The sequence below is a fragment of the Enterobacter asburiae genome, assembly GCF_001521715.1.
GTDB classification, from domain to species: domain Bacteria; phylum Pseudomonadota; class Gammaproteobacteria; order Enterobacterales; family Enterobacteriaceae; genus Enterobacter; species Enterobacter asburiae.
Genome location: NZ_CP011863.1, coordinates 2,265,758 through 2,284,417 on the forward strand (window position 1 = coordinate 2,265,758; position 18,660 = coordinate 2,284,417).

16 protein-coding genes are annotated in these 18,660 nt (G+C 55.5%); 9 read left to right on the plus strand and 7 right to left on the minus strand.

What is annotated here, in order from left to right; genetic code table 11:
• Positions 1-200 precede the first annotated feature (200 nt).
• Both ACJ69_RS11065 and yieE read right to left on the minus strand, forming a co-directional pair.
• A complete protein-coding gene (locus ACJ69_RS11065) occupies positions 201-1,670 on the minus strand; it encodes an amino acid permease (RefSeq protein ID WP_029740408.1) in 1,470 nt (489 codons plus the stop codon).
• Positions 1,671-1,850: 180 nt separating this feature from the next.
• Positions 1,851-2,717: a DNA-binding transcriptional regulator YeiE gene (gene yieE / locus ACJ69_RS11070; protein WP_023312476.1), complete on the minus strand. Its 867-nt coding sequence runs from the start codon at positions 2,715-2,717 to the stop codon at positions 1,851-1,853.
• A gap of 97 nt (positions 2,718-2,814) precedes the next feature.
• Here yieE and ACJ69_RS11075 point away from each other — a divergent pair, with 97 nt between their 5' ends.
• Together ACJ69_RS11075 and nfo are read left to right on the plus strand one after the other, a co-directional pair.
• A complete protein-coding gene (locus ACJ69_RS11075) occupies positions 2,815-3,861 on the plus strand; it encodes a YeiH family protein (RefSeq protein ID WP_059347049.1) in 1,047 nt (348 codons plus the stop codon).
• A 64-nt stretch (positions 3,862-3,925) separates the two neighbouring features.
• A complete protein-coding gene (gene nfo, locus ACJ69_RS11080; RefSeq protein WP_024908173.1) occupies positions 3,926-4,783 on the plus strand; it encodes a deoxyribonuclease IV in 858 nt (285 codons plus the stop codon).
• A 47-nt stretch (positions 4,784-4,830) separates the two neighbouring features.
• Here the strand turns inward: nfo and fruA are convergent, their stop codons facing one another.
• The 3 genes from fruA to fruB are packed head-to-tail and all read right to left on the minus strand — an operon-like array spanning position 4,831 to position 8,601.
• Positions 4,831-6,516, minus strand: a complete 1,686-nt coding sequence (gene fruA / locus ACJ69_RS11085; protein ID WP_029740970.1) for a PTS fructose transporter subunit IIBC — start codon at positions 6,514-6,516, stop codon at positions 4,831-4,833.
• Between the two features lie 16 nt (positions 6,517-6,532).
• On the minus strand, positions 6,533-7,471 hold the full coding sequence (gene fruK / locus ACJ69_RS11090; protein WP_008500936.1) for a 1-phosphofructokinase: 939 nt from the start codon (positions 7,469-7,471) through the stop codon (positions 6,533-6,535).
• Positions 7,471-8,601, minus strand: coding sequence for a fused PTS fructose transporter subunit IIA/HPr protein (gene fruB / locus ACJ69_RS11095; RefSeq protein WP_059347050.1), 1,131 nt, complete (start codon positions 8,599-8,601; stop codon positions 7,471-7,473). Before fruB ends, fruK begins: the two co-directional genes overlap by 1 nt.
• Before the next feature lie 361 nt (positions 8,602-8,962).
• Between fruB and setB the strand changes: the two genes are divergently transcribed.
• A complete protein-coding gene (gene setB, locus ACJ69_RS11105) occupies positions 8,963-10,144 on the plus strand; it encodes a sugar efflux transporter SetB (RefSeq protein WP_059347051.1) in 1,182 nt (393 codons plus the stop codon).
• On the opposite strand, the gene ACJ69_RS11110 is transcribed toward setB, so the two are convergent.
• Positions 10,141-10,395: a YkgJ family cysteine cluster protein gene (locus ACJ69_RS11110; RefSeq protein WP_023312483.1), complete on the minus strand. Its 255-nt coding sequence runs from the start codon at positions 10,393-10,395 to the stop codon at positions 10,141-10,143. The genes setB and ACJ69_RS11110 overlap by 4 nt on opposite strands.
• 164 nt (positions 10,396-10,559) lie before the next feature.
• On the opposite strand from ACJ69_RS11110, the gene yeiP reads away from it, so the two are divergent.
• Positions 10,560-11,132, plus strand: a complete 573-nt coding sequence (gene yeiP / locus ACJ69_RS11115; protein ID WP_008500940.1) for an elongation factor P-like protein YeiP — start codon at positions 10,560-10,562, stop codon at positions 11,130-11,132.
• Between the two features lie 115 nt (positions 11,133-11,247).
• On the opposite strand, the gene uxuA is transcribed toward yeiP, so the two are convergent.
• Positions 11,248-12,438 carry a mannonate dehydratase gene (gene uxuA / locus ACJ69_RS11120; protein WP_054829878.1) on the minus strand — a complete coding sequence of 397 codons (1,191 nt, stop codon included), beginning with the start codon at positions 12,436-12,438 and terminating at the stop codon, positions 11,248-11,250.
• A 205-nt stretch (positions 12,439-12,643) separates the two neighbouring features.
• Between uxuA and ACJ69_RS11125 the strand changes: the two genes are divergently transcribed.
• The 5 genes from ACJ69_RS11125 to ACJ69_RS11145 all read left to right on the plus strand — a co-directional run bounded on the left by ACJ69_RS11125 (position 12,644) and on the right by ACJ69_RS11145 (position 18,637).
• Positions 12,644-14,110 carry a mannitol dehydrogenase family protein gene (locus ACJ69_RS11125; RefSeq protein WP_059347052.1) on the plus strand — a complete coding sequence of 489 codons (1,467 nt, stop codon included), beginning with the start codon at positions 12,644-12,646 and terminating at the stop codon, positions 14,108-14,110.
• Positions 14,111-14,234: 124 nt separating this feature from the next.
• Positions 14,235-15,221, plus strand: a complete 987-nt coding sequence (locus ACJ69_RS11130; protein ID WP_059347053.1) for a CobW family GTP-binding protein — start codon at positions 14,235-14,237, stop codon at positions 15,219-15,221.
• A 33-nt stretch (positions 15,222-15,254) separates the two neighbouring features.
• Entirely contained in the window at positions 15,255-15,968 is a 714-nt protein-coding gene (locus ACJ69_RS11135) for a phosphatase PAP2 family protein (RefSeq protein ID WP_029740964.1), read from the plus strand.
• A 415-nt stretch (positions 15,969-16,383) separates the two neighbouring features.
• The gene (gene mepS / locus ACJ69_RS11140; protein ID WP_008500946.1) at positions 16,384-16,953 is read left to right on the plus strand and encodes a bifunctional murein DD-endopeptidase/murein LD-carboxypeptidase; all 570 of its coding nucleotides are present in this window, start codon (positions 16,384-16,386) and stop codon (positions 16,951-16,953) included.
• A gap of 127 nt (positions 16,954-17,080) precedes the next feature.
• Positions 17,081-18,637 carry a cyclic di-GMP phosphodiesterase gene (locus ACJ69_RS11145; RefSeq protein WP_059347054.1) on the plus strand — a complete coding sequence of 519 codons (1,557 nt, stop codon included), beginning with the start codon at positions 17,081-17,083 and terminating at the stop codon, positions 18,635-18,637.
• Positions 18,638-18,660: the final 23 nt, after the last annotated feature.

Below are 18,660 nucleotides of genomic sequence, written 5' to 3' on the forward strand. Positions count from 1 at the left end.
AACTAAATCAAATCATCATTGCTCACAGCGTCTTCCTTGCCGCCCACATCTGCGGTGGGTCGGTGACACGCTTATTTTTGATAACGATAAAGCAAACGATAATTATTATCAATTAAATTGTTAAGAAATATATCTTTGTTTCAGGAGGCGGGCATAAAAAAACCCGCTCGAATGAGCGGGTTAAAAGAGAGGAAGTGCGGTTATTGTTTAAATCGTTCCGGGAATTCCATTTCACTGTAGCGAACGAATTTTGTTCCTTTCGTCAGCTTGTAGCCAAACCAGATGACGAGGAACAGCGGAATACCAATGTAGGTCGCCGTCACGGCGCCCCAGTCAATGGTGTCCGCCAGGAACGCTTCATAGTTCTGTCCAAGCGTAATGATCAGGCACAGAATGAAGGCGAAAATAGGACCCAGCGGGAAGAAGCCGGAGCGATACGGCAGCGAGTTAATATCGTGACCCTGCTTGACGAAACCGCGGCGGAAACGGTAGTGGCTAATGGCAATCCCCAGCCAGGCAATAAAGCCCGTCATCCCGGACGTGTTAAGCAGCCACAGGTACACCGTCTGGTTGCCAAACATGGAGGTCAGGAAGCACAGACCGGCAATCACCGTCGTAGCGTACAGCGCGTTACGCGGCACGCCGCCACGGGACAGCTTCGCGAAGATACGCGGTGCTTTACCGTCGCATGCCAGCGTGTAGAGCATACGGGTGGACGCGTACATCCCGGAGTTACCGGCTGAAAGCACAGCTGTCAGGATAACGGCGTTCATCACTGCCGCGGCTGAAAGCAGGCCGGCATGCTGGAAGACCAGCGTGAACGGACTGACGCTAATGTCTTTTACGTCATTACGCAGCAGGCTTGGATCGGTGTACGGGATGATCAGGCTGATAATCAGGATCGCGAACACATAGAACAGCAGAATACGCCAGAATACCTGACGGACCGCACGCGGAATATTTTTCTCCGGGTTCTCTGACTCACCGGCGGCGATACCAATCAGCTCGGTCCCCTGGAAGGAGAAGCCGACAATCATCGCCACGCCAATCATCGCCGACAGTCCACCGGCAAACGGCGCATCGCCTATCGTCCAGTTACTCCAGCCCACAGGTTCAGCGCCTTTGAAAATACCAACGATCATCGCCACACCGACGACAATAAAGATGATGACGGTTGCCACTTTGATCAAAGAGAACCAGTATTCCGCTTCGCCGAAACCGCGCACGGAGATGTAGTTCAGCAGGAAGATGACGGCCAGGAACAGGGCGCTCCAGATCCAGCCCGGCGTATCCGGGAACCACCAGTTCATCACCAGCTGTGCGGCGACAAGGTCAACGGCGATAGTGACCGCCCAGTTGTACCAGTAGTTCCAGCCCAGCGCGAAGCCGAAGCCTTCTTCAACGTATTTTTGACCGTAGGTCGAGAACGAACCGGATACCGGCATGTACGCGGCCAGTTCGCCGAGACTGGTCATCAGGAAGTACACCATCAGGCCAATCAGGATATAAGAGAAGAGTGCCCCACCCGGGCCTGCTGCCGAAATCGTTGCGCCAGAGGCAACGAAAAGACCTGTACCGATTGAGCCGCCAATGGCGATCATCGTCAGGTGACGCGCCTTGAGTTCACGACGTAGCGTGGGCGCTTCTGTGGTTTTAATTTCTGAAACCATATGAAAATGCTGTCCATTTAATAAATGAGGCGCGATTGTAGCAGACGATCCGCGTTCCTTCCGGCAGAAATACTCAGTTATAAGAGAGCTTCATGACTCGGCCAGGATTATAAGTAAAGCATAAAAATGTGGGGTGACAGGCGCGCGTAGCCCCGGTAAGCGAAGCGCCACCGGGGAACGTTAAATGGCGCAGTAGCGCAGAAAACGCTGCAGAGAGCTGGAAAGGTGTTTCTGGCGGTGATGGATGCACCATAGCGTGCGCACCAGCTTCGGCAATGGAACCGGGATTTCAACCAGCGACCCCGTCTCAAGCTGTTCGGCAATGACGCGCCGGGAAAGACAGCTGATCCCCAGGCCATGACGCACCGCGTGCTTGATCGCCTCTGAGTTCCCCAGCTCCATCCCTAACTGGAAATGCGGCAGATGGGAAAGCAGCAAATAATCGACAATTTCACGCGTGCCGGAGCCCTGCTCGCGCAGGATCCACTGCGCCTGCGCCAGGCGCTCCAGCGTCACCTCGCCCTGCAATAACGACGAGGCCGGAGACGCAAACACCACCAGCTCATCTTCCAGCCAGGGCTCGGCAATGATATCGACGTTATGACAAGGTCCTTCGATGAGGCCGATATCCACGCGGAAATCGATCACCGCGTTGATAACGTCCTGGCTATTGCCCACGCTCATCTCCAGCGGCAGGGTCGGGAAATCCCGGCGGTAGCGGGCAATCACTTCCGGCAGAATGTAGTTCCCAATGGTGCTGCTGGCATAGACGCGGATCGCGCCGTTGTCTTCGCGGAACAGCTGTTCGATTTCGATAGCCTGCTCCAGCAGCGCCAGCGCGCGTGGATAAAGAAGACGGCCGTGCTCGTTGACCACCAGACGCTTCCCTACCCGGTCGAAAAGCTGAACGCCCAGCTGTCCTTCAAGATCGGTCAGCGCCGCGCTGACCGCAGACTGCGAGAGCGCCAGCATTTGTGACGCCTGGGTCGTCGAGCCGCTTTTCAGCACCTCGGCAAACACTTCCAGCTGACGCAATGTAATGTGCATGGTTGCTTACCACTTATATAGATTGATTATAAGTATATAATCAATTTTATTTTTAAGCCAGAGCGCCGTAACCTTTAGCCAGACAAAGGAGAAGGTTATGTCAGAAATCACCCTACAACATCATCGTACAGTGTGGCACTTCGTGCCGGGCCTCGCGCTTAGCGCAGCAGTGACCGCCGTAGCATTATGGGGCGGCAGCATCCCGGCTATCGCAGGCGCGGGTTTTAGCGCGTTGACGCTGGCCATTTTGCTGGGCATGGTCGTGGGAAATACCGTTTACCCACATATCTGGAAATCCTGCGACGGCGGCGTGATCTTTGCCAAACAGCACCTGCTGCGTCTCGGGATCATCCTTTACGGCTTCCGTCTCACTTTTTCGCAGATTGCGGACGTGGGCGTGAGCGGAATTGCCATCGACGTCCTGACCCTGACCAGCACCTTTTTGCTGGCCTGCTTTATCGGCCAGAAAGTCTTTGGCCTGGATAAGCAAACCAGCTGGCTGATCGGTGCCGGGAGCAGTATCTGTGGGGCCGCGGCGGTGCTGGCAACAGAGCCCGTGGTTAAAGCCGAAGCCAGCAAGGTGACCGTGGCGGTGGCGACGGTGGTGATCTTCGGTACGCTGGCGATCTTCCTCTACCCGGCGATGTATCCGCTGGTGGCGCACTGGTTTAGCCCGGAAACCTACGGCATCTATATCGGTTCGACCATGCACGAAGTGGCCCAGGTGGTGGCGGCAGGACATGCCATTAACCCGGAAGCTGAAAACGCGGCGGTGATTGCCAAAATGCTGCGCGTGATGATGCTGGCACCGTTCCTGATTTTCCTCGCGGCGCGGGTTAAGCAGCTGGCACCGGCAGGCGGCAGCGAGAAAAGCAAAATCACCATTCCGTGGTTTGCGATCCTGTTCATCGCGGTTGCTATCTTTAACTCCTTCCACCTGCTGCCGAAAGCCGTTGTCGATATGCTGGTGACGCTGGATACCGTGCTGCTGGCGATGGCCATGGCGGCGCTGGGGGTCACTACACACGTCAGCGCGCTGAAAAAAGCCGGTGCCAAACCGCTGCTGATGGCGCTGGTGCTCTTCATCTGGCTGATTGTCGGCGGCGGAGCCATTAACCTCGCGGTGCACAGCCTGATGGCATAAACCATCTCGTCCTTCTCCTGCTAACCCGCTATCATAAGCGTTTCGGGTTAGCAGGAGTTTTTTTATGAAATATGTTGGAGCGCACGTCAGCGCTGCAGGTGGCCTTGCGAATGCCGCCATTCGCGCCGCCGAAATCGAGGCGACCGCTTTCGCCCTGTTCACCAAAAACCAGCGCCAGTGGCGCGCCGCAGCGCTCACCGCTGAGGTGATTGATGATTTCAAGGCCGCTTGTGAGAAGTACCACTACGGGCCAGGCCAAATCCTTCCCCACGACAGCTACCTGATCAACCTCGGTCACCCGGTTGAAGAGGCGCTGGAAAAATCCCGCGAGGCGTTTCTTGATGAAGTACAGCGCTGCGAACAGCTGGGGCTGACGCTGCTGAACTTCCATCCGGGTAGCCATCTGATGCAAATCGATGAAGATGCCTGCCTGGCGCGCATTGCCGAGTCCATCAACATCACGCTGGACAAGACCAAAGGCGTCACCGCGGTGATTGAGAATACCGCCGGTCAGGGCAGCAACCTCGGCTTTAGGTTTGAACATCTGGCGGCGATCATCGACGGCGTGGAGGATAAATCCCGCGTTGGCGTATGCATTGATACCTGCCACGCGTTTGCCGCCGGCTATGACCTGCGCACCACCGAGGCAACGAAAAACACGTTCGATGAGTTCGAGCGCATAGTGGGCTTTAAGTACCTGCGCGGCATGCACCTGAACGATGCGAAAAGTGCGTTCGGTAGCCGCGTTGACCGCCACCACAGCCTGGGAGAAGGCAACATTGGCCACGATGCGTTCCGCTTCATTATGCAGGACGCCCGCTTCGACGGTATTCCGATGGTGCTGGAAACAATTAATCCGGACATCTGGGCAGAAGAGATTGCCTGGCTGAAGGCACAGCAAACCGCTGAACAGGCGGCATAAAAAAAGCCGGGTGCATAATGCAACCCGGCTTTTTTGTTGTTTATCGCTTACGCTGCTTTCGCCACAACTTCCGCTTCCGGACGTTTCAGCACTGCGTATGACAGACCCGCCACCAGCGTACCGGCAACGATGGCCAGCAGGTAGCCCAGGACCGGGGTGATGGCGCCAGGGATCAGCAGCACGAACAGACCGCCGTGTGGTGCCATCAGCTTCGCGCCAATCGCCATGGAGATTGCACCCGTTACCGCGCCACCCGCGATACAGCACGGCAGAACGCGCATTGGGTCACGAGCCGCGAACGGAATCGCGCCTTCGGTAATGAAGCACAAGCCCAGAACCAGCGCCGCTTTGCCGCCTTCCTGCTGTGCTTTATCGAACTTACGACGGGCAATAATCGTCGCCAGGCCGAGCGCCAGAGGAGGCACCATACCTGCCGCCATGATGGCTGCCATTGGTGCGTAGGTCTGGGTACTCAGCAGGCCAACACCAAAGGCGTACGCCGCTTTGTTTACCGGACCACCCATGTCGGTACACATCATGCCGCCGAGGATTGCGCCCAGCAGAACCGCGTTCGCGGTACCCATGGTTTGCAGCCAGTGGGTCAGACCCGCCAGGATGCCCGCAACCGGCTTACCAATCAGGTAAATCATCGCCAGACCGACCACCAGGCTGGAAATCAGCGGGATGATCAGAATCGGTTTCAGCGCTTCCATACTCTGCGGCAGCTTGAGCTTCGAGCTGATGAGCTTCGCGACGTAACCGGCCAGGAAGCCCGCGATAATACCGCCGATAAAGCCAGAACCGGTACTCACGGCCAGCATACCGCCGATAAGACCCGGCGTCAGGCCAGGACGGTCAGCGATGGAGAAGGCAATAAAACCGGCCAGAACGGGGACCATCAGCGCGAACGCGGATCCGCCGCCAATCTGCATTAACGCAGCGGCAAGCGTGCCTTGCTCTTTAAAGGCGGTAATACCAAATGCGAACGAGAGAGCAATACACAGACCGCCCGCAACCACCATCGGCAGCATGTAAGACACACCGGTCAACAGATGGCGATATGCGCCCGCAGACTCTTTCTTACCTTCCGTCGCGGTTTGACGCGCGCCGGTTGCCTGATACGGCTTCGCTTCCACCAGCGCTTTATCAAACTCCTGCGCGGTCTTTTTCAGCGCCAGGCCGGTAGACGTACGGTACATGGGCTTACCGGCAAATTTCGCCAGGTCCACTTCGATATCCGCCGCCACGATCACCAGATCGGCCTCGGCCACTTCTTCTGGGGTGATAGCGTTGCCGGCACCGACGGAGCCACGCGTTTCAACTTTTACCCACCAGCCGCGTTTTTTCGCTTCGGTTTCAATGGCTTCAGCTGCCATAAAGGTGTGAGCCACGCCCGTCGGGCAGGCCGTCACCGCAACAATGCGTTTCGGACCCGCAGCCGCAGCCGGTGCCGTCGCGACAGGCGCGCTGTAGACAGACGCGTGACCTTTCGCTTCGCTCAGGAACAATTCCGGATGTGCAACCGCGCGATTAATATCGCCCAGCCACACTTTTTTGCCGTTCAGCGCACTGTCAGCCGGGATTTTGTCGCCCAGTACAATGGCCAGTTCTGCATCGCCTGGATTATCGATAATGTCCAGATGTGCTTTTTGTGCCGCCGCGCCCAGCAAGGTCTTCGCCATATAGGCGCGGGCCTGTCCGAGACCGGAGTCAATGATCAGCAGCGTTTTCATTATTCCTCTCCTGCTGTTAGTTAAAAGGTTTTAAGTCAACGCGCGCCATCATCGCGGCTAACTGGGTACGATCGGTAATGCCGACATTGCTCTGGCTTACGGCCAGGGCAGCAACGGCGGTGGCAAGACGTAAAGTATGTTCACTGGATTCACGCATCAGTAGACCATAAATCAGGCCGCCAACCATGGAATCCCCTGCGCCAACGGTGCTGACAACTTCCATTGACGGCGGTTTGGCGATCCATTCGCCAGACGCGTTAACCCACAGCGCGCCTTCTGCACCAAGAGAGATCACCACGTGAGCGATACCCTGCTCGCGCAGCGCATGGGCAGCGTCAATCACATCTTTTAATTCTGGCAGCTTACGACCCGCCCAGATCTCCAGCTCGCGGCGATTCGGCTTCACCAGCCACGGCGAGGCTTTCAGACCGGCAACCAGCGCGTCGCGGCTGCTGTCAAAAATGATGCACGGGCACTGGCTGCGCAGGCGCGTCATCCAGTCGGTAAACGCTTCCGGGCTGACGCCGGACGGCAGGCTGCCGCTGACGCAGACCATGTCAAACTGACCAAGCCAGGTCAGAGAGTCGTTAACAAAACGCTCCCAGTCTGACGGCGTCACTTCGAAGCCAGAGAAGTTCAGATCGGTCACTTCACCGTCTTTTTCCGTCAGCTTGACGTTGATGCGGGTACGGCCCTGAACAACCTGAAAACGGTTGGCAATGCCCAGCTCGCTGAACAGCTGCTGGAAACCATCCTGGTTATCTTTACCGAGGAATCCACCCACGGTGACGTCGATACCGAGATCCTTGAGCACTTTCGCGACGTTAATCCCTTTACCCGCAGCATGCAGGCCAGTGGTACGCACGAGGTTGACTTCGCCGCGCTCAATTTCCGGGCAAAATCCTACCAGGTCATAAGCCGGGTTCAGCGTAATAGTCGCAACACGTCTGCTCATTATGCGCCCTCCCCCAGACCCGCCGCGATGGCATCGCCAATCGCTTTCAGCGCCTGTTCAGCATCGGCACCCTGCGCGGTGAAACGCAGACGGTGGCCTTTCTTCACGCCCAGCGCGACAACTTTCATCAGACTACGGCCGTTGGCCGGTTTGCCCGTACCATCAAGATTTGCCACGGTGATCTCACTCTCGAATTGTTTAATGGTATTCACCAGCATGGTGCCCGGACGGGCATGCAGGCCGTGCTCGTTACGTACCACGAACTCAGCGGTCTGCACGTCTTCAGTCGGCGCATCATCACTGGTCAGCAGTGCCAGCACGGTGGAGGCATCAGCGTTCAGCAGTTTTTCAGCTTTGTTGTTCAGCAGCAGATCGCCCAGACGCTTCAGCACGGAAACCGGCTGATCGTCGTTCATCGCCACGGTCACCAGCATGGCCGCGCGCTCGCCTTCTACGTCAAACGGATTGGCCGCGCGGCTCACGGCGATAGCGCTGCGCAGGTTGCCTTCAGCACTGTCGTTCAGCCAGATACCCTGACCCAGATTCAACGGCTTATCGTTAATCACGCGCGTCACAAACGTGGCATCCGCCGCGCCGGCTTCTTTCAGACGACCCGCGTTCAGCGCCTGCAACGTCACCAGATCGGAGGCAACCACGTCCAGCGTCAGCGTTTCATTATCCAGCTTCAGCGCTTCGCTCTGTTTTTCGCCCATCAGCAAGGCGCGCAGCTCTTCAGCTGTGGTTGCGGACTTAAGCTGTTCAGCCACGTCGTCATCGCTCAGGACATGCGTCAGCTGACGCAGCAGGCCTAAGTGTTCGTCGCTGCTGGCCGCGATACCGATAGCCACGTAGGCCACCTGACCGTCGCCCCAGAGCACGCCCTGCGGGAACTGATAAACCTGAACGCCGGTTTTCAACACCTGATCGCGGGTGTCGGTTGTGCCGTGCGGAATGGCAATGCCATTGCCGAGGAAGGTTGAGGTCTGCTGCTCGCGGGCCAGCATGCCGTTGACATAGCCGTCCGCGACGTTACCCGCCTGCACGAGCGCAGCGGCAACCTGGCGAATAGCCTCTTCTTTATCCCCGGCCTGAGCGCCCGGGTGGATATCCTGAACAGATAACTGGAACATGGTTCTCCACTCCTGCTGAACTTGAATCGTTTCAGCCTTAATGAGAAAAAATGCGCTAGCCTGCTCCGTTTGTTAAAACAAGATAGCGCTGAAACGTTTCAAAAAGTCTTGCGCTTTCTGCAATGTCTTGCAAGTAAACTCGTATTTCTGATATCAGAATTTAGAGATACAGCACATTTCTTCTTCGTTCAGCTGAATTTTGCTGAAGTTCAACAAGACAGTTTCAGCTAAGGTCAGCCGGGCGGGACGTAAGTTGAAATGCCATTTTGATTTTTCGTGGCATCATTGACCGCACCCACTGTTTATTTTTTAGCTGACGGCGTAAACTCCGCCCCTCTCTGCTACTCGCTAATTATAAAACATGCATAACACCCCTGCGGCCGTCTCGCCGAAGCCCTTTGATTTGACCTCCGCGGCGTTCCTGGTTGTTGCCTTCTTCACGGGCATTGCCGGTGCGTTACAGACGCCGACATTGAGCTTATTCCTGACAAATGAGGTTCACGTCCGTCCAGCGATGGTGGGCTTCTTTTTTACCGGAAGCGCCATCATCGGCATCCTGGTCAGCCAGTTTCTGGCGGGACGATCCGACAGAAAAGGCGATCGTAAAAGCCTGATCGTTTTCTGCTGTCTGCTGGGGGTCATGGCCTGCGTTCTGTTTGCCTGGAACCGCAACTATTTCATTCTGCTCTTCGTCGGGGTATTCCTGAGCAGCTTTGGCTCAACGGCGAACCCTCAGCTGTTCGCCCTTGCCCGCGAACACGCGGACCATACCGGACGTGAAGCGGTGATGTTCAGCTCTGTCCTGCGTGCTCAGGTGTCGCTGGCATGGGTGATTGGCCCGCCGCTAGCCTACGCGCTGGCGATGGGTTTTGGCTTTACGGTGATGTACCTGAGCGCGGCCGTCGCGTTTGTGGTGTGCGGAGCGCTGGTGTGGTTCTTCCTGCCGTCCATGCGCAAAGAGCCCAAAGTGGCAACGGGCGTGCTGGAAGCGCCGCGCCGTAACCGCCGCGATGCCCTGCTCCTGTTTGTTATCTGTACGCTGATGTGGGGCACCAACAGCCTGTATATCATCAATATGCCGCTGTTTATTATTGATGAACTGCACCTGTCGGAGAAGCTGGCGGGCATCATGATGGGGACCGCGGCCGGGCTTGAGATCCCGACGATGCTCATTGCGGGCTATTACGCAAAGCGCTTCGGAAAGCGTTTTTTAATGCGCATCGCCGCCGTCGCCGGTCTGTTGTTCTATGTCGGTATGTTGACGGTACATACGCCGGGGCTGTTGCTGGCTTTACAGCTGCTGAACGCCATCTATATTGGCATTCTCGCCGGGATAGGCATGCTCTATTTTCAGGATCTGATGCCGGGTCAGGCAGGCTCTGCCACCACCCTTTATACTAATACCACCCGCGTGGGCTGGATTATCGCGGGCTCAATGGCCGGTGTCGTTGCCGAAATCTGGAACTATCACACGGTATTTTGGATTGCGCTGGTGATGTGTACGCTGACGATCGGCTGTCTGGCGAGAATTAAAGACGTTTAGGGCGCGGTGAGCGCTTCCAGCTCAAGAAGGTACGTCATCGCCTGCCCTCGCGTGCTGCCACACATTTCGGCAGTGGGCTGAAGCCCGGAGCAGACTTTCGGGCGCAGCGGTGAGCCAAAGATCATGCACAGGTTCGTTTCCGAGAGCTGAACGCAGCGGGTATTGGCAGGCTTGCCCTCCGGCATTCCTGGAATGGGGCTTGAAATGGACGGTGCAGTACAGCACGCGCCACAATCGGGACGGCAATCCATAAATGCTCTCTTTCGCTGACGATCGCCCGCGCAGTCGGGCATCGCGCGCACAGTAACACCTTTTGCGTATTGATAGCAAAAGCCACGAATTCCTCTTGCCTGAAAGGCCGCGCGCGAGTAATTTGGCGCGATATTTTTTACCTCCCGTAAACAGGATTACTGCAATGCCAAGAGCGAACGAAATTAAGAAAGGTATGGTGCTGAATTACAACGGCAAACTGCTGATTGTGAAAGATATCGACATTCAGGCACCAAGCGCCCGTGGTGCAGCAACGCTGTACAAAATGCGTTTCGCCGACGTGCGTACCGGCCTGAAGGTGGAAGAGCGCTTTAAAGGTGACGATATCGTCGATACCGTGACCCTGACCCGTCGCTACGTTGATTTCTCCTACATCGACGGCAACGAATACGTGTTCATGGACAAAGAAGATTACACCCCGTACATCTTCACCAAAGATCAGATTGAAGAAGAGCTGCTGTTCATCCCTGAAGGCGGCATGCCTGACATGCAGGTCCTGACCTGGGACGGCGTGCTGCTGGCGCTGGAGCTGCCTCAGACCGTCGATCTGGAAATCGTTGAAACCGCACCAGGTATCAAAGGTGCATCCGCAAGTGCCCGCAACAAACCGGCTACCCTGACCACCGGCCTGGTTGTGCAGGTGCCGGAATACCTCTCCGCTGGCGAGAAAATCCGCATCCATATCGAAGAAAAACGCTATATGGGTCGCGCTGACTGATTGCAGCGTTTGTCGGGTGGCGGCTTCGCCTTGCCCGACCGACAAAACACAAAAACCGGCTCTCAGGCCGGTTTTTTTATAGCCCGGTAAGCGTAGTGCCACCGGGCAACAGAGCTTACAGAAGCTCCGGATACTTCGTCATCTTCAGCGCCAGCTCAACGCCGCGCACTTCCGCCATCCCTTTAAGACGGCCAATCGCCGAATAGCCCGGGTTGGTTTTCTTACGCAGATCGTCCAGCATCTGGTGACCGTGATCCGGACGGAACGGAATAGGACGCACATCGCCCGCCTGCTTGCGACGCGCCTCTTCCGCCAGAATGGCGTCTACCACCGCAACCATATTCACATCGCCGCCCAGGTGCGCCGCCTCGTGGAAGGTTTTTGGGTTCTCTTCTCGGCAGGTCGCACGCAAGTGCGTGAAATGAATGCGATCGCCAAAGGTTTCAATCATCCGCACCAGGTCGTTATCCGCGCGCACGCCGTAGGAGCCGGTACACATGGTAAAGCCGTTATAGATGCTGTTTACCGTATCCTTCAGCCACTGCATATCTTCAATAGTGGAAACAATGCGCGGCAGGCCGAGGATAGGACGCGGTGGATCGTCCGGGTGCACGGCGAGGCGTACCCCTGCCTCTTCAGCAACAGGCACGATAGCGCGCAGGAAGTACGCCATGTTTTCACGCAGCTGCTGCTTATCAATATCGCCGTATTCCGCCAGGCGCGCGCGGAACTGATCCAGGGTATACCCCTCTTCAGCTCCCGGCAGGCCCGCAATGATATTACGGGTTAGCTTTTCGATGTCCGCGTCGTTGGCTGCATTGAACCACGCGAGCGCCTGCTGCTGCTCTTCCGCGGTGTAATCCGCTTCGGCGCCGGGGCGTTTCAAAATGTGCAGCTCAAACGCCGCGAAGGCGATCTGGTCGAAACGCAGCGCTTTCGAGCCGTCCGGCATCTGGTATTCAAGGTCGGTACGCGTCCAGTCGAGGATGGGCATGAAGTTATAGCAAACCGTATCAATGCCGCAGGCCGCCAGGTTGCGAATGCTCTGCTGATAGTTAGCAATCCAGGTCTGGTACTCCCCTGAATGGGTTTTGATGTCTTCGTGAACCGGGATGCTTTCCACCACAGACCAGGTTAACCCCTTCTCCGCCAGCAGCGCCTGACGCTGTTGAATTTCCTCTACCGGCCATACCTGACCGTTTGGAATATGATGCAGCGCCGTGACGACACCCGTTGCGCCAGCCTGGCGCACATCATCAAGAGAAACCGGATCGTTCGGCCCGTACCAACGCCAGGTTTGTTCCATTGCCTCACCCTCTTAAGTTGTTATACCAATATGCGTTACTGCAATGACGACTACCATACATGTTTGCCGCCAAGGGTCAACATACCGCCACACATTGATTGATCAAACTCACAGAACGGGGATATTTACGGCTCACCAATTTTATTTGCTGTCATATAACTTTACACTGGCATTGTTAATTAATGGTTAATCAGGTGTGTATCTCATGAAGACAATTGCCTCCACCGCCCTTCCAGCCCAGGTTCAGCAGCCTCGCTACGATCGTCAGCAACTGCGCTCCCGCATCGTCCATTTTGGCTTTGGCGCGTTTCACCGTGCGCACCAGGCATTGTTAACAAATCGGGTGCTGAATGAAAAAGGCGGCGACTGGGGTATTTGTGAGATTAGCCTTTTCAGCGGCGACGTGCTGATGAGCCAGCTGCGCGCGCAGGATCACCTGTTCACCGTGCTGGAGAAAGGGGCAGAAGGCAATGAGGCAATTATCGTCGGTGCCGTCCATGAATGCCTGAACGCAAAGCTGGACTCCCTGCCCGCCATTATTGAGAAATTTTGCGAGCCTCAGGTCGCTATTGTGTCGCTCACCATCACGGAGAAAGGCTATTGCATCGATCCCGCGACCGGGAAACTCGATCTGCACAACGCCCGGATAATTCACGATCTTGAAAACCCCTCAGAGCCGCATTCCGCCCCCGGGATCCTGGTCGAAGCGCTTCACCGCCGCCGCGAGCGCGGCTTGCCTGCGTTTACCGTGCTCTCCTGCGACAATATCCCTGATAACGGGCACGTGGTGAAAAACGCGGTGCTGGGCATGGCGCAAAAGCGTTCCGCAGCGCTGTCTGAATGGATTGATAGCCACGTTAGCTTCCCGGGGACGATGGTCGACAGGATTGTTCCCGCCGCGACGGACGCCTCACTGGCGGAAATCACCGACGCGCTCGGCGTTGAAGATCCGTGCGCCATCAGCTGTGAACCGTTTATTCAGTGGGTGGTGGAAGATAATTTTGTCGCCGGCCGTCCGGAGTGGGAGGTCGCGGGCGTTCAGATGGTGCAGGATGTTCTGCCCTGGGAGCAGATGAAATTGCGCATGCTCAACGGCAGCCACTCTTTCCTGGCGTATCTGGGGTACCTCGCGGGCTATGCCCATATTAATGAATGCATGGAGGACGCTGCGTTCCGCGAAGCCGCCCGTCGGCTGATGCTGGACGAGCAGGCGCCCACATTACGCATTAAGGATGTCGACCTCACCGCCTACGCAGATAGCCTGCTGGAGCGCTTTGCCAACCCAGCACTCCAGCATCGGACCTGGCAAATCGCGATGGACGGTAGCCAGAAGCTTCCGCAAAGAATGCTGGACGGGATCCGCGTTCATCTTGAGCGAAAAACACCGTGGCCGCTGCTGGCCCTGGGCGTGGCCGGCTGGATACGCTACGTCAGCGGTACCGACGACCGCGGCAACGCGATTGATGTTCGCGATCCCCTCAGCGATAAAATTCGCACGATGGTCAATGCCAGCAGCGACGCCGAGCGCGTTAACGCCCTGCTGGGGCTGAGCGAGATCTTTGGTCACGATCTCGCGCAAAACACCGCGTTTGTGGAGGCTGTTAGCCAGGCATACCAGCGCATCACCCGCCACGGCGCGCGTCAGGCTGTTATCGAAACGTTAAATATTTAACGATTATTGCGCTTAACGCGAACGGATGAGATCTCCGTTCGCCCTTCCCCTTCTCACCGGTCACGTTTTTCGCCAGGATAGAGAGAATAGTGTTATAGCATCACCATTCTTATCTGGAGCGCACGTGACCAAAACCAACCTCATCACCGGTTTTCTCGGCAGCGGTAAAACCACCTCAATTCTCCACCTGCTGGCGAATAAAGATCCTGCCGAGAAATGGGCCGTGCTGGTCAATGAATTTGGCGAGGTAGGCATTGACGGCGCGTTGCTGTCATCCAGCGGCGCAATGATTAAAGAGATCCCCGGCGGGTGCATGTGCTGCGTCAATGGCCTGCCGATGCAGGTCGGGCTCAATACGCTGCTGCGTCAGGGCAAACCTGACCGCCTGCTGATCGAACCCACCGGGCTGGGCCATCCGAAGCAGATCCTCGATTTACTGACCGCCCCGGTTTACGAGCCGTGGATCGACCTGCGCGCAACGCTGTGCCTGCTCGATCCGCGTCAGCTTCTGGATGACAAAGCGGTGGCCAATGAGAACTTCCGCGATCAGCTCGCTTCAGCTGACGTTATTGTCGCGAATAAAGCAGATCGCGCCACGGCTGAAAGCCAGGCCGCGCTGGACGCGTGGTGGCAACATTTCGGCGGCAACCGCACGCGGGTGCAGACCACCCAGGGGAATATTGATAGCGCCCTGCTTGACCTTCCTCGTCTGAACCTCACCGAGCTGCATGCCAGCGCGGATCATTCGCACAGTCATCCGGTTAAGCAGGGTTTAGCTGCTCTCAGCCTGCCGGAACATCAGCGCTGGCGTCGTAACCTGAACAGCGGCCAGGGATATCAGGCCTGCGGATGGATATTTGATGCTGAAACCGTTTTCGACACCATCGGGATCCTGGAGTGGGCCCGACTTGCTCCCGTCGATCGCGTGAAAGGGATCATGCGCACGCCAGACGGGCTGGTGAGGATCAACCGTCAGGGCGAGGATTTCTTTATTGAAACGCAAAATGTGGCGCCGCCTGACAGCCGAATAGAGTTAATTAGTGCGGTTAACGCCGACTGGAATGCCCTCCAGTCCAGCCTGTTGAGGATTCGTTTAAGTTCGGGCGGCTAACGTTGCCCCAGTTTTCACTCTATGCAGAACGTTATGACAACTCGATTTCCCCTGATATTACTGCTTAATGTCGCCGGTCTGGCGCTTTTCTTCTCCTGGTATATCCCGGCGGATCATGGTTTCTGGTTCCCGCTGGATTCTGCCATTTTTCACTTCTTCAACCAGGAGCTGGTGAAGAGCAACGCATTCCTGTGGCTGGTGGCAATTACCAACAACCGCGCCTTCGACGGATTCTCGCTGCTGGCCATGGGCTGCCTGATGCTCTCTTTCTGGCTGAAAGAGGATAAAGCCGGACGTCGGCGTATTCTCATTATCGGTCTGGTAATGCTGCTGTTTGCCGTCGTCATTAACCAGCTGGCAACCGCGATTATTCCGGTTAAGCGTTCAAGCCCAACGCTATTCTTCACCGATATTTATCGCGTCAGCGAACTGCTGCATATTCCAACAAAAGATGCGTCGAAGGACAGTTTCCCCGGCGATCACGGTATGATGCTGCTTATTTTTTCCGCAATTATGCTTCGCTATTTCGGCAGAAAAGCCTTTGCCATAGCCCTGATTATTTTTGTGGTTTTTGCCTTCCCGCGCGTAATGATTGGCGCTCACTGGTTCACCGATATTGCCGTCGGTTCGCTCTCCGTGGCGCTGATTGCGCTGCCGTGGTGTTTGATGACCCCATTGAGCGACAGGATAATAGCGCTGTTCGATCGCTATCTTCCCGGCAGAGCGCAACAACAATTAAACAAATAACTAACCTAAATTAACGTGAGCTATCAGGGATCGACATGATCCCTGATAGGGCTCTCGCAGCGATCTTTCCCCACTGTCATATTCTCGTCATCATATTCATGATAAAAATGAAGCAATTGCATACTGGCGTAGCGGATCCGTCGCTATTTTGAGCAAATCTATGTTTTTACTTTCTGTATCACATTTTCTTATAAAAAAAAGGCTTTTTTTTCTCGCAATACCCCAGGCAATCGGTTAATCTCGAACTCGTTTTGCCCCATAGAGATAATTATTTCACTGGCGAATAATTTTGTGCGCTGTGCCACAAATGTGACCAGAAAGAATTGTCTCAATGTGAACAGATAATTAGTCTCGTCACGTTTGGCATTTTTATAACGATATTTGTCGTTAAGGACTTCAAGGGATAATAAACAAAATGGTCAAATCTCAACCGTTTCTGAGATATATCTTACGGGGGATCCCGGCGATAGCAGTCGCGGTACTGTTGTCTGCATGTAGTACATCGAACACCGCAAAGAATATGCATCCTGAGACGCGTGTTGTGGGAATGGAAGATTCCTCGTCACTGCAAGCCTCTCAGGATGAATTTGAAAATATGGTACGTAATCTGGACGTGAAGTCCCGCATTATGGACCAGTATGCTGACTGGAAAGGCGTGCGCTATCGTCTTGGCGGCAGCACAAAAACAGGTATTGATTGTTCCGGTTTTGTACAGCGTACGTTCCGTGAGCAATTTGGGTTAGATCTTCCGCGTTCAACCTATGAACAGCAGGAGATGGGCAAGTCGATTTCACGAACCAAACTGCGCACCGGTGATTTAGTCCTGTTCCGTGCCGGTTCTACAGGTCGACATGTTGGCATCTACATTGGTAATGACCAGTTTGTACATGCCTCCACCAGCAGCGGTGTGACCATTTCCAGCATGAATGAACCGTACTGGAAGAAGCGCTACAACGAAGCACGCCGCGTACTGACCCGCAGTTAATATGACTATCGTATCGTTGGTTATCCCTTGGCTGGCGATATGATGAAAAAAAGCACTGCTTCGGCAGTGTTTTTTTTTGCCCGTTACACTGAATACATCCAGCGGCATTTCAGGAATCACGACGTCTATGTTCACCCGCTATTTCTCCAGCAATCGCAAAATACTGATCCTCAGCATCATCACAGGCCTGATCGCCGCCCTGCTCCTGGGTTCGTTGCAATTTTTCTGGAGCTACCACAAGCGGGAAGTCAAATTCGACACCCTGATCCACGATGTGAGCATCTATATGGAGAGCTACTTCGATGAGTTAAAAAATTCTATCGATATGCTCCAGCCGCTCACGTTAAACAACTGCCACGACGTCAATCAGGAACTTACCTCGCGCGCTGCCTTTAGCGTTAACGTTCGCGCATTTCTGCTGGTCAGAGACAAAATGGCGTTCTGCTCTTCTGCCACGGGGCCGATGAATGTCCCCATGGAGGAGCTGATCCCCGAGCTGCACATCGACAAACAGATTGATATGGAATTGCTTCCAGGCACCCCGATGTTGCCCAATAAGCCCGCGATTGCCATCTGGTACCGTAACCCGCTAGTGAAGGACGGCGGCGTGTTCACCTCGGTGAATCTCAATCTGACGCCTTATCTGCTCTACACCGCGCGCCAGGACGAATTTGCCGGCATTGCCATCATTATTGGCGATCATGCGCTGTCAACGCGCTCCAGCACGCTGGTCCTTGCGCATGATCTACATGAAACTCCGGCCCGTACCGCGACGCTGAAAGACGTTCCCCTGACCATAAACCTGTATGCGGACGCCTGGACCAGCGATGAAATTCTCTACGCCCTGTTCTTCGGGCTGGTATGCGGAATTTGTGCCGGATCGCTCAACTACTATATCCTCAGTATTCGCCTCAACCCGGGTAAAGAGATTTTAAGCGCGATTAAGCGCGGTCAGTTTTATGTGGTTTATCAGCCCGTCGTCGATGCTAAATCGCTCCAGATGACCGGGCTTGAAGTGCTGATGCGCTGGAAACACCCGACAATGGGGGAAATTCCGCCGGACGCGTTTATCAACTTTGCCGAAGCGCAGAAGCTGATTGTCCCGCTGACGCTGCATCTCTTTGACCTTATCATTCACGATGCACCCGTGTTACAAACTCTGTTACCTCCGGGAGCAAAGGTGGGCATCAACATTGCGCCGGGGCATCTGCATGCGGAAAGCTTCAAAGACGATATGCGCACCTTCAAAGCGCTACTGCCGCAGGATTACTTCCAGATCGTGCTGGAAATTACCGAGCGCGACATGCTCAATCATCGGGAAGCCAACAGCCTCTTTGAATGGCTACACAACGAAGGGTTTGAGATAGCCATTGATGATTTTGGCACCGGCCACAGCGCGCTGATTTATCTTGAGCATTTCACCATGGACTACCTCAAGATCGACCGCGGCTTTGTTAATGCAATTGGCACTGAGACCGTGACGTCGCCGGTGCTGGATGCCGTCCTGACGCTGGCAAGACGACTGAATATGTCGACCGTCGCCGAAGGGGTGGAAACGCCGGAACAGGCCGCCTGGCTGCGCGAACACGGCGTTAATTTCCTGCAGGGATACTGGATTAGCCGCCCGATGCCGCTGGCGCAGTTCCGCGAATGGCGACCTGATATTTCGCCCGAGGGTGATTAATTTCACATTGCCCGTAGCGTCAC

What these genes read in the sequence shown, in the direction of transcription:
- fruA (WP_029740970.1), bottom strand. Translation starts at nt 6,516, where the DNA reads ATGAAAACGCTGCTGATCATTGACTCCGGTCTCGGACAGGCCCGCGCC.
- ACJ69_RS11075 (WP_059347049.1), top strand. Translation starts at nt 2,815, where the DNA reads ATGTCAGAAATCACCCTACAACATCATCGTACAGTGTGGCACTTCGTG.
- yeiP (WP_008500940.1), top strand. Translation starts at nt 10,560, where the DNA reads ATGCCAAGAGCGAACGAAATTAAGAAAGGTATGGTGCTGAATTACAAC.
- fruB (WP_059347050.1), bottom strand. Translation starts at nt 8,601, where the DNA reads ATGTTCCAGTTATCTGTTCAGGATATCCACCCGGGCGCTCAGGCCGGG.
- ACJ69_RS11125 (WP_059347052.1), top strand. Translation starts at nt 12,644, where the DNA reads ATGAAGACAATTGCCTCCACCGCCCTTCCAGCCCAGGTTCAGCAGCCT.
- setB (WP_059347051.1), top strand. Translation starts at nt 8,963, where the DNA reads ATGCATAACACCCCTGCGGCCGTCTCGCCGAAGCCCTTTGATTTGACC.
- ACJ69_RS11065 (WP_029740408.1), bottom strand. Translation starts at nt 1,670, where the DNA reads ATGGTTTCAGAAATTAAAACCACAGAAGCGCCCACGCTACGTCGTGAA.
- ACJ69_RS11145 (WP_059347054.1), top strand. Translation starts at nt 17,081, where the DNA reads ATGTTCACCCGCTATTTCTCCAGCAATCGCAAAATACTGATCCTCAGC.
- ACJ69_RS11135 (WP_029740964.1), top strand. Translation starts at nt 15,255, where the DNA reads ATGACAACTCGATTTCCCCTGATATTACTGCTTAATGTCGCCGGTCTG.
- yieE (WP_023312476.1), bottom strand. Translation starts at nt 2,717, where the DNA reads ATGCACATTACATTGCGTCAGCTGGAAGTGTTTGCCGAGGTGCTGAAA.
- uxuA (WP_054829878.1), bottom strand. Translation starts at nt 12,438, where the DNA reads ATGGAACAAACCTGGCGTTGGTACGGGCCGAACGATCCGGTTTCTCTT.
- mepS (WP_008500946.1), top strand. Translation starts at nt 16,384, where the DNA reads ATGGTCAAATCTCAACCGTTTCTGAGATATATCTTACGGGGGATCCCG.
- fruK (WP_008500936.1), bottom strand. Translation starts at nt 7,471, where the DNA reads ATGAGCAGACGTGTTGCGACTATTACGCTGAACCCGGCTTATGACCTG.
- nfo (WP_024908173.1), top strand. Translation starts at nt 3,926, where the DNA reads ATGAAATATGTTGGAGCGCACGTCAGCGCTGCAGGTGGCCTTGCGAAT.
- ACJ69_RS11110 (WP_023312483.1), bottom strand. Translation starts at nt 10,395, where the DNA reads ATGGATTGCCGTCCCGATTGTGGCGCGTGCTGTACTGCACCGTCCATT.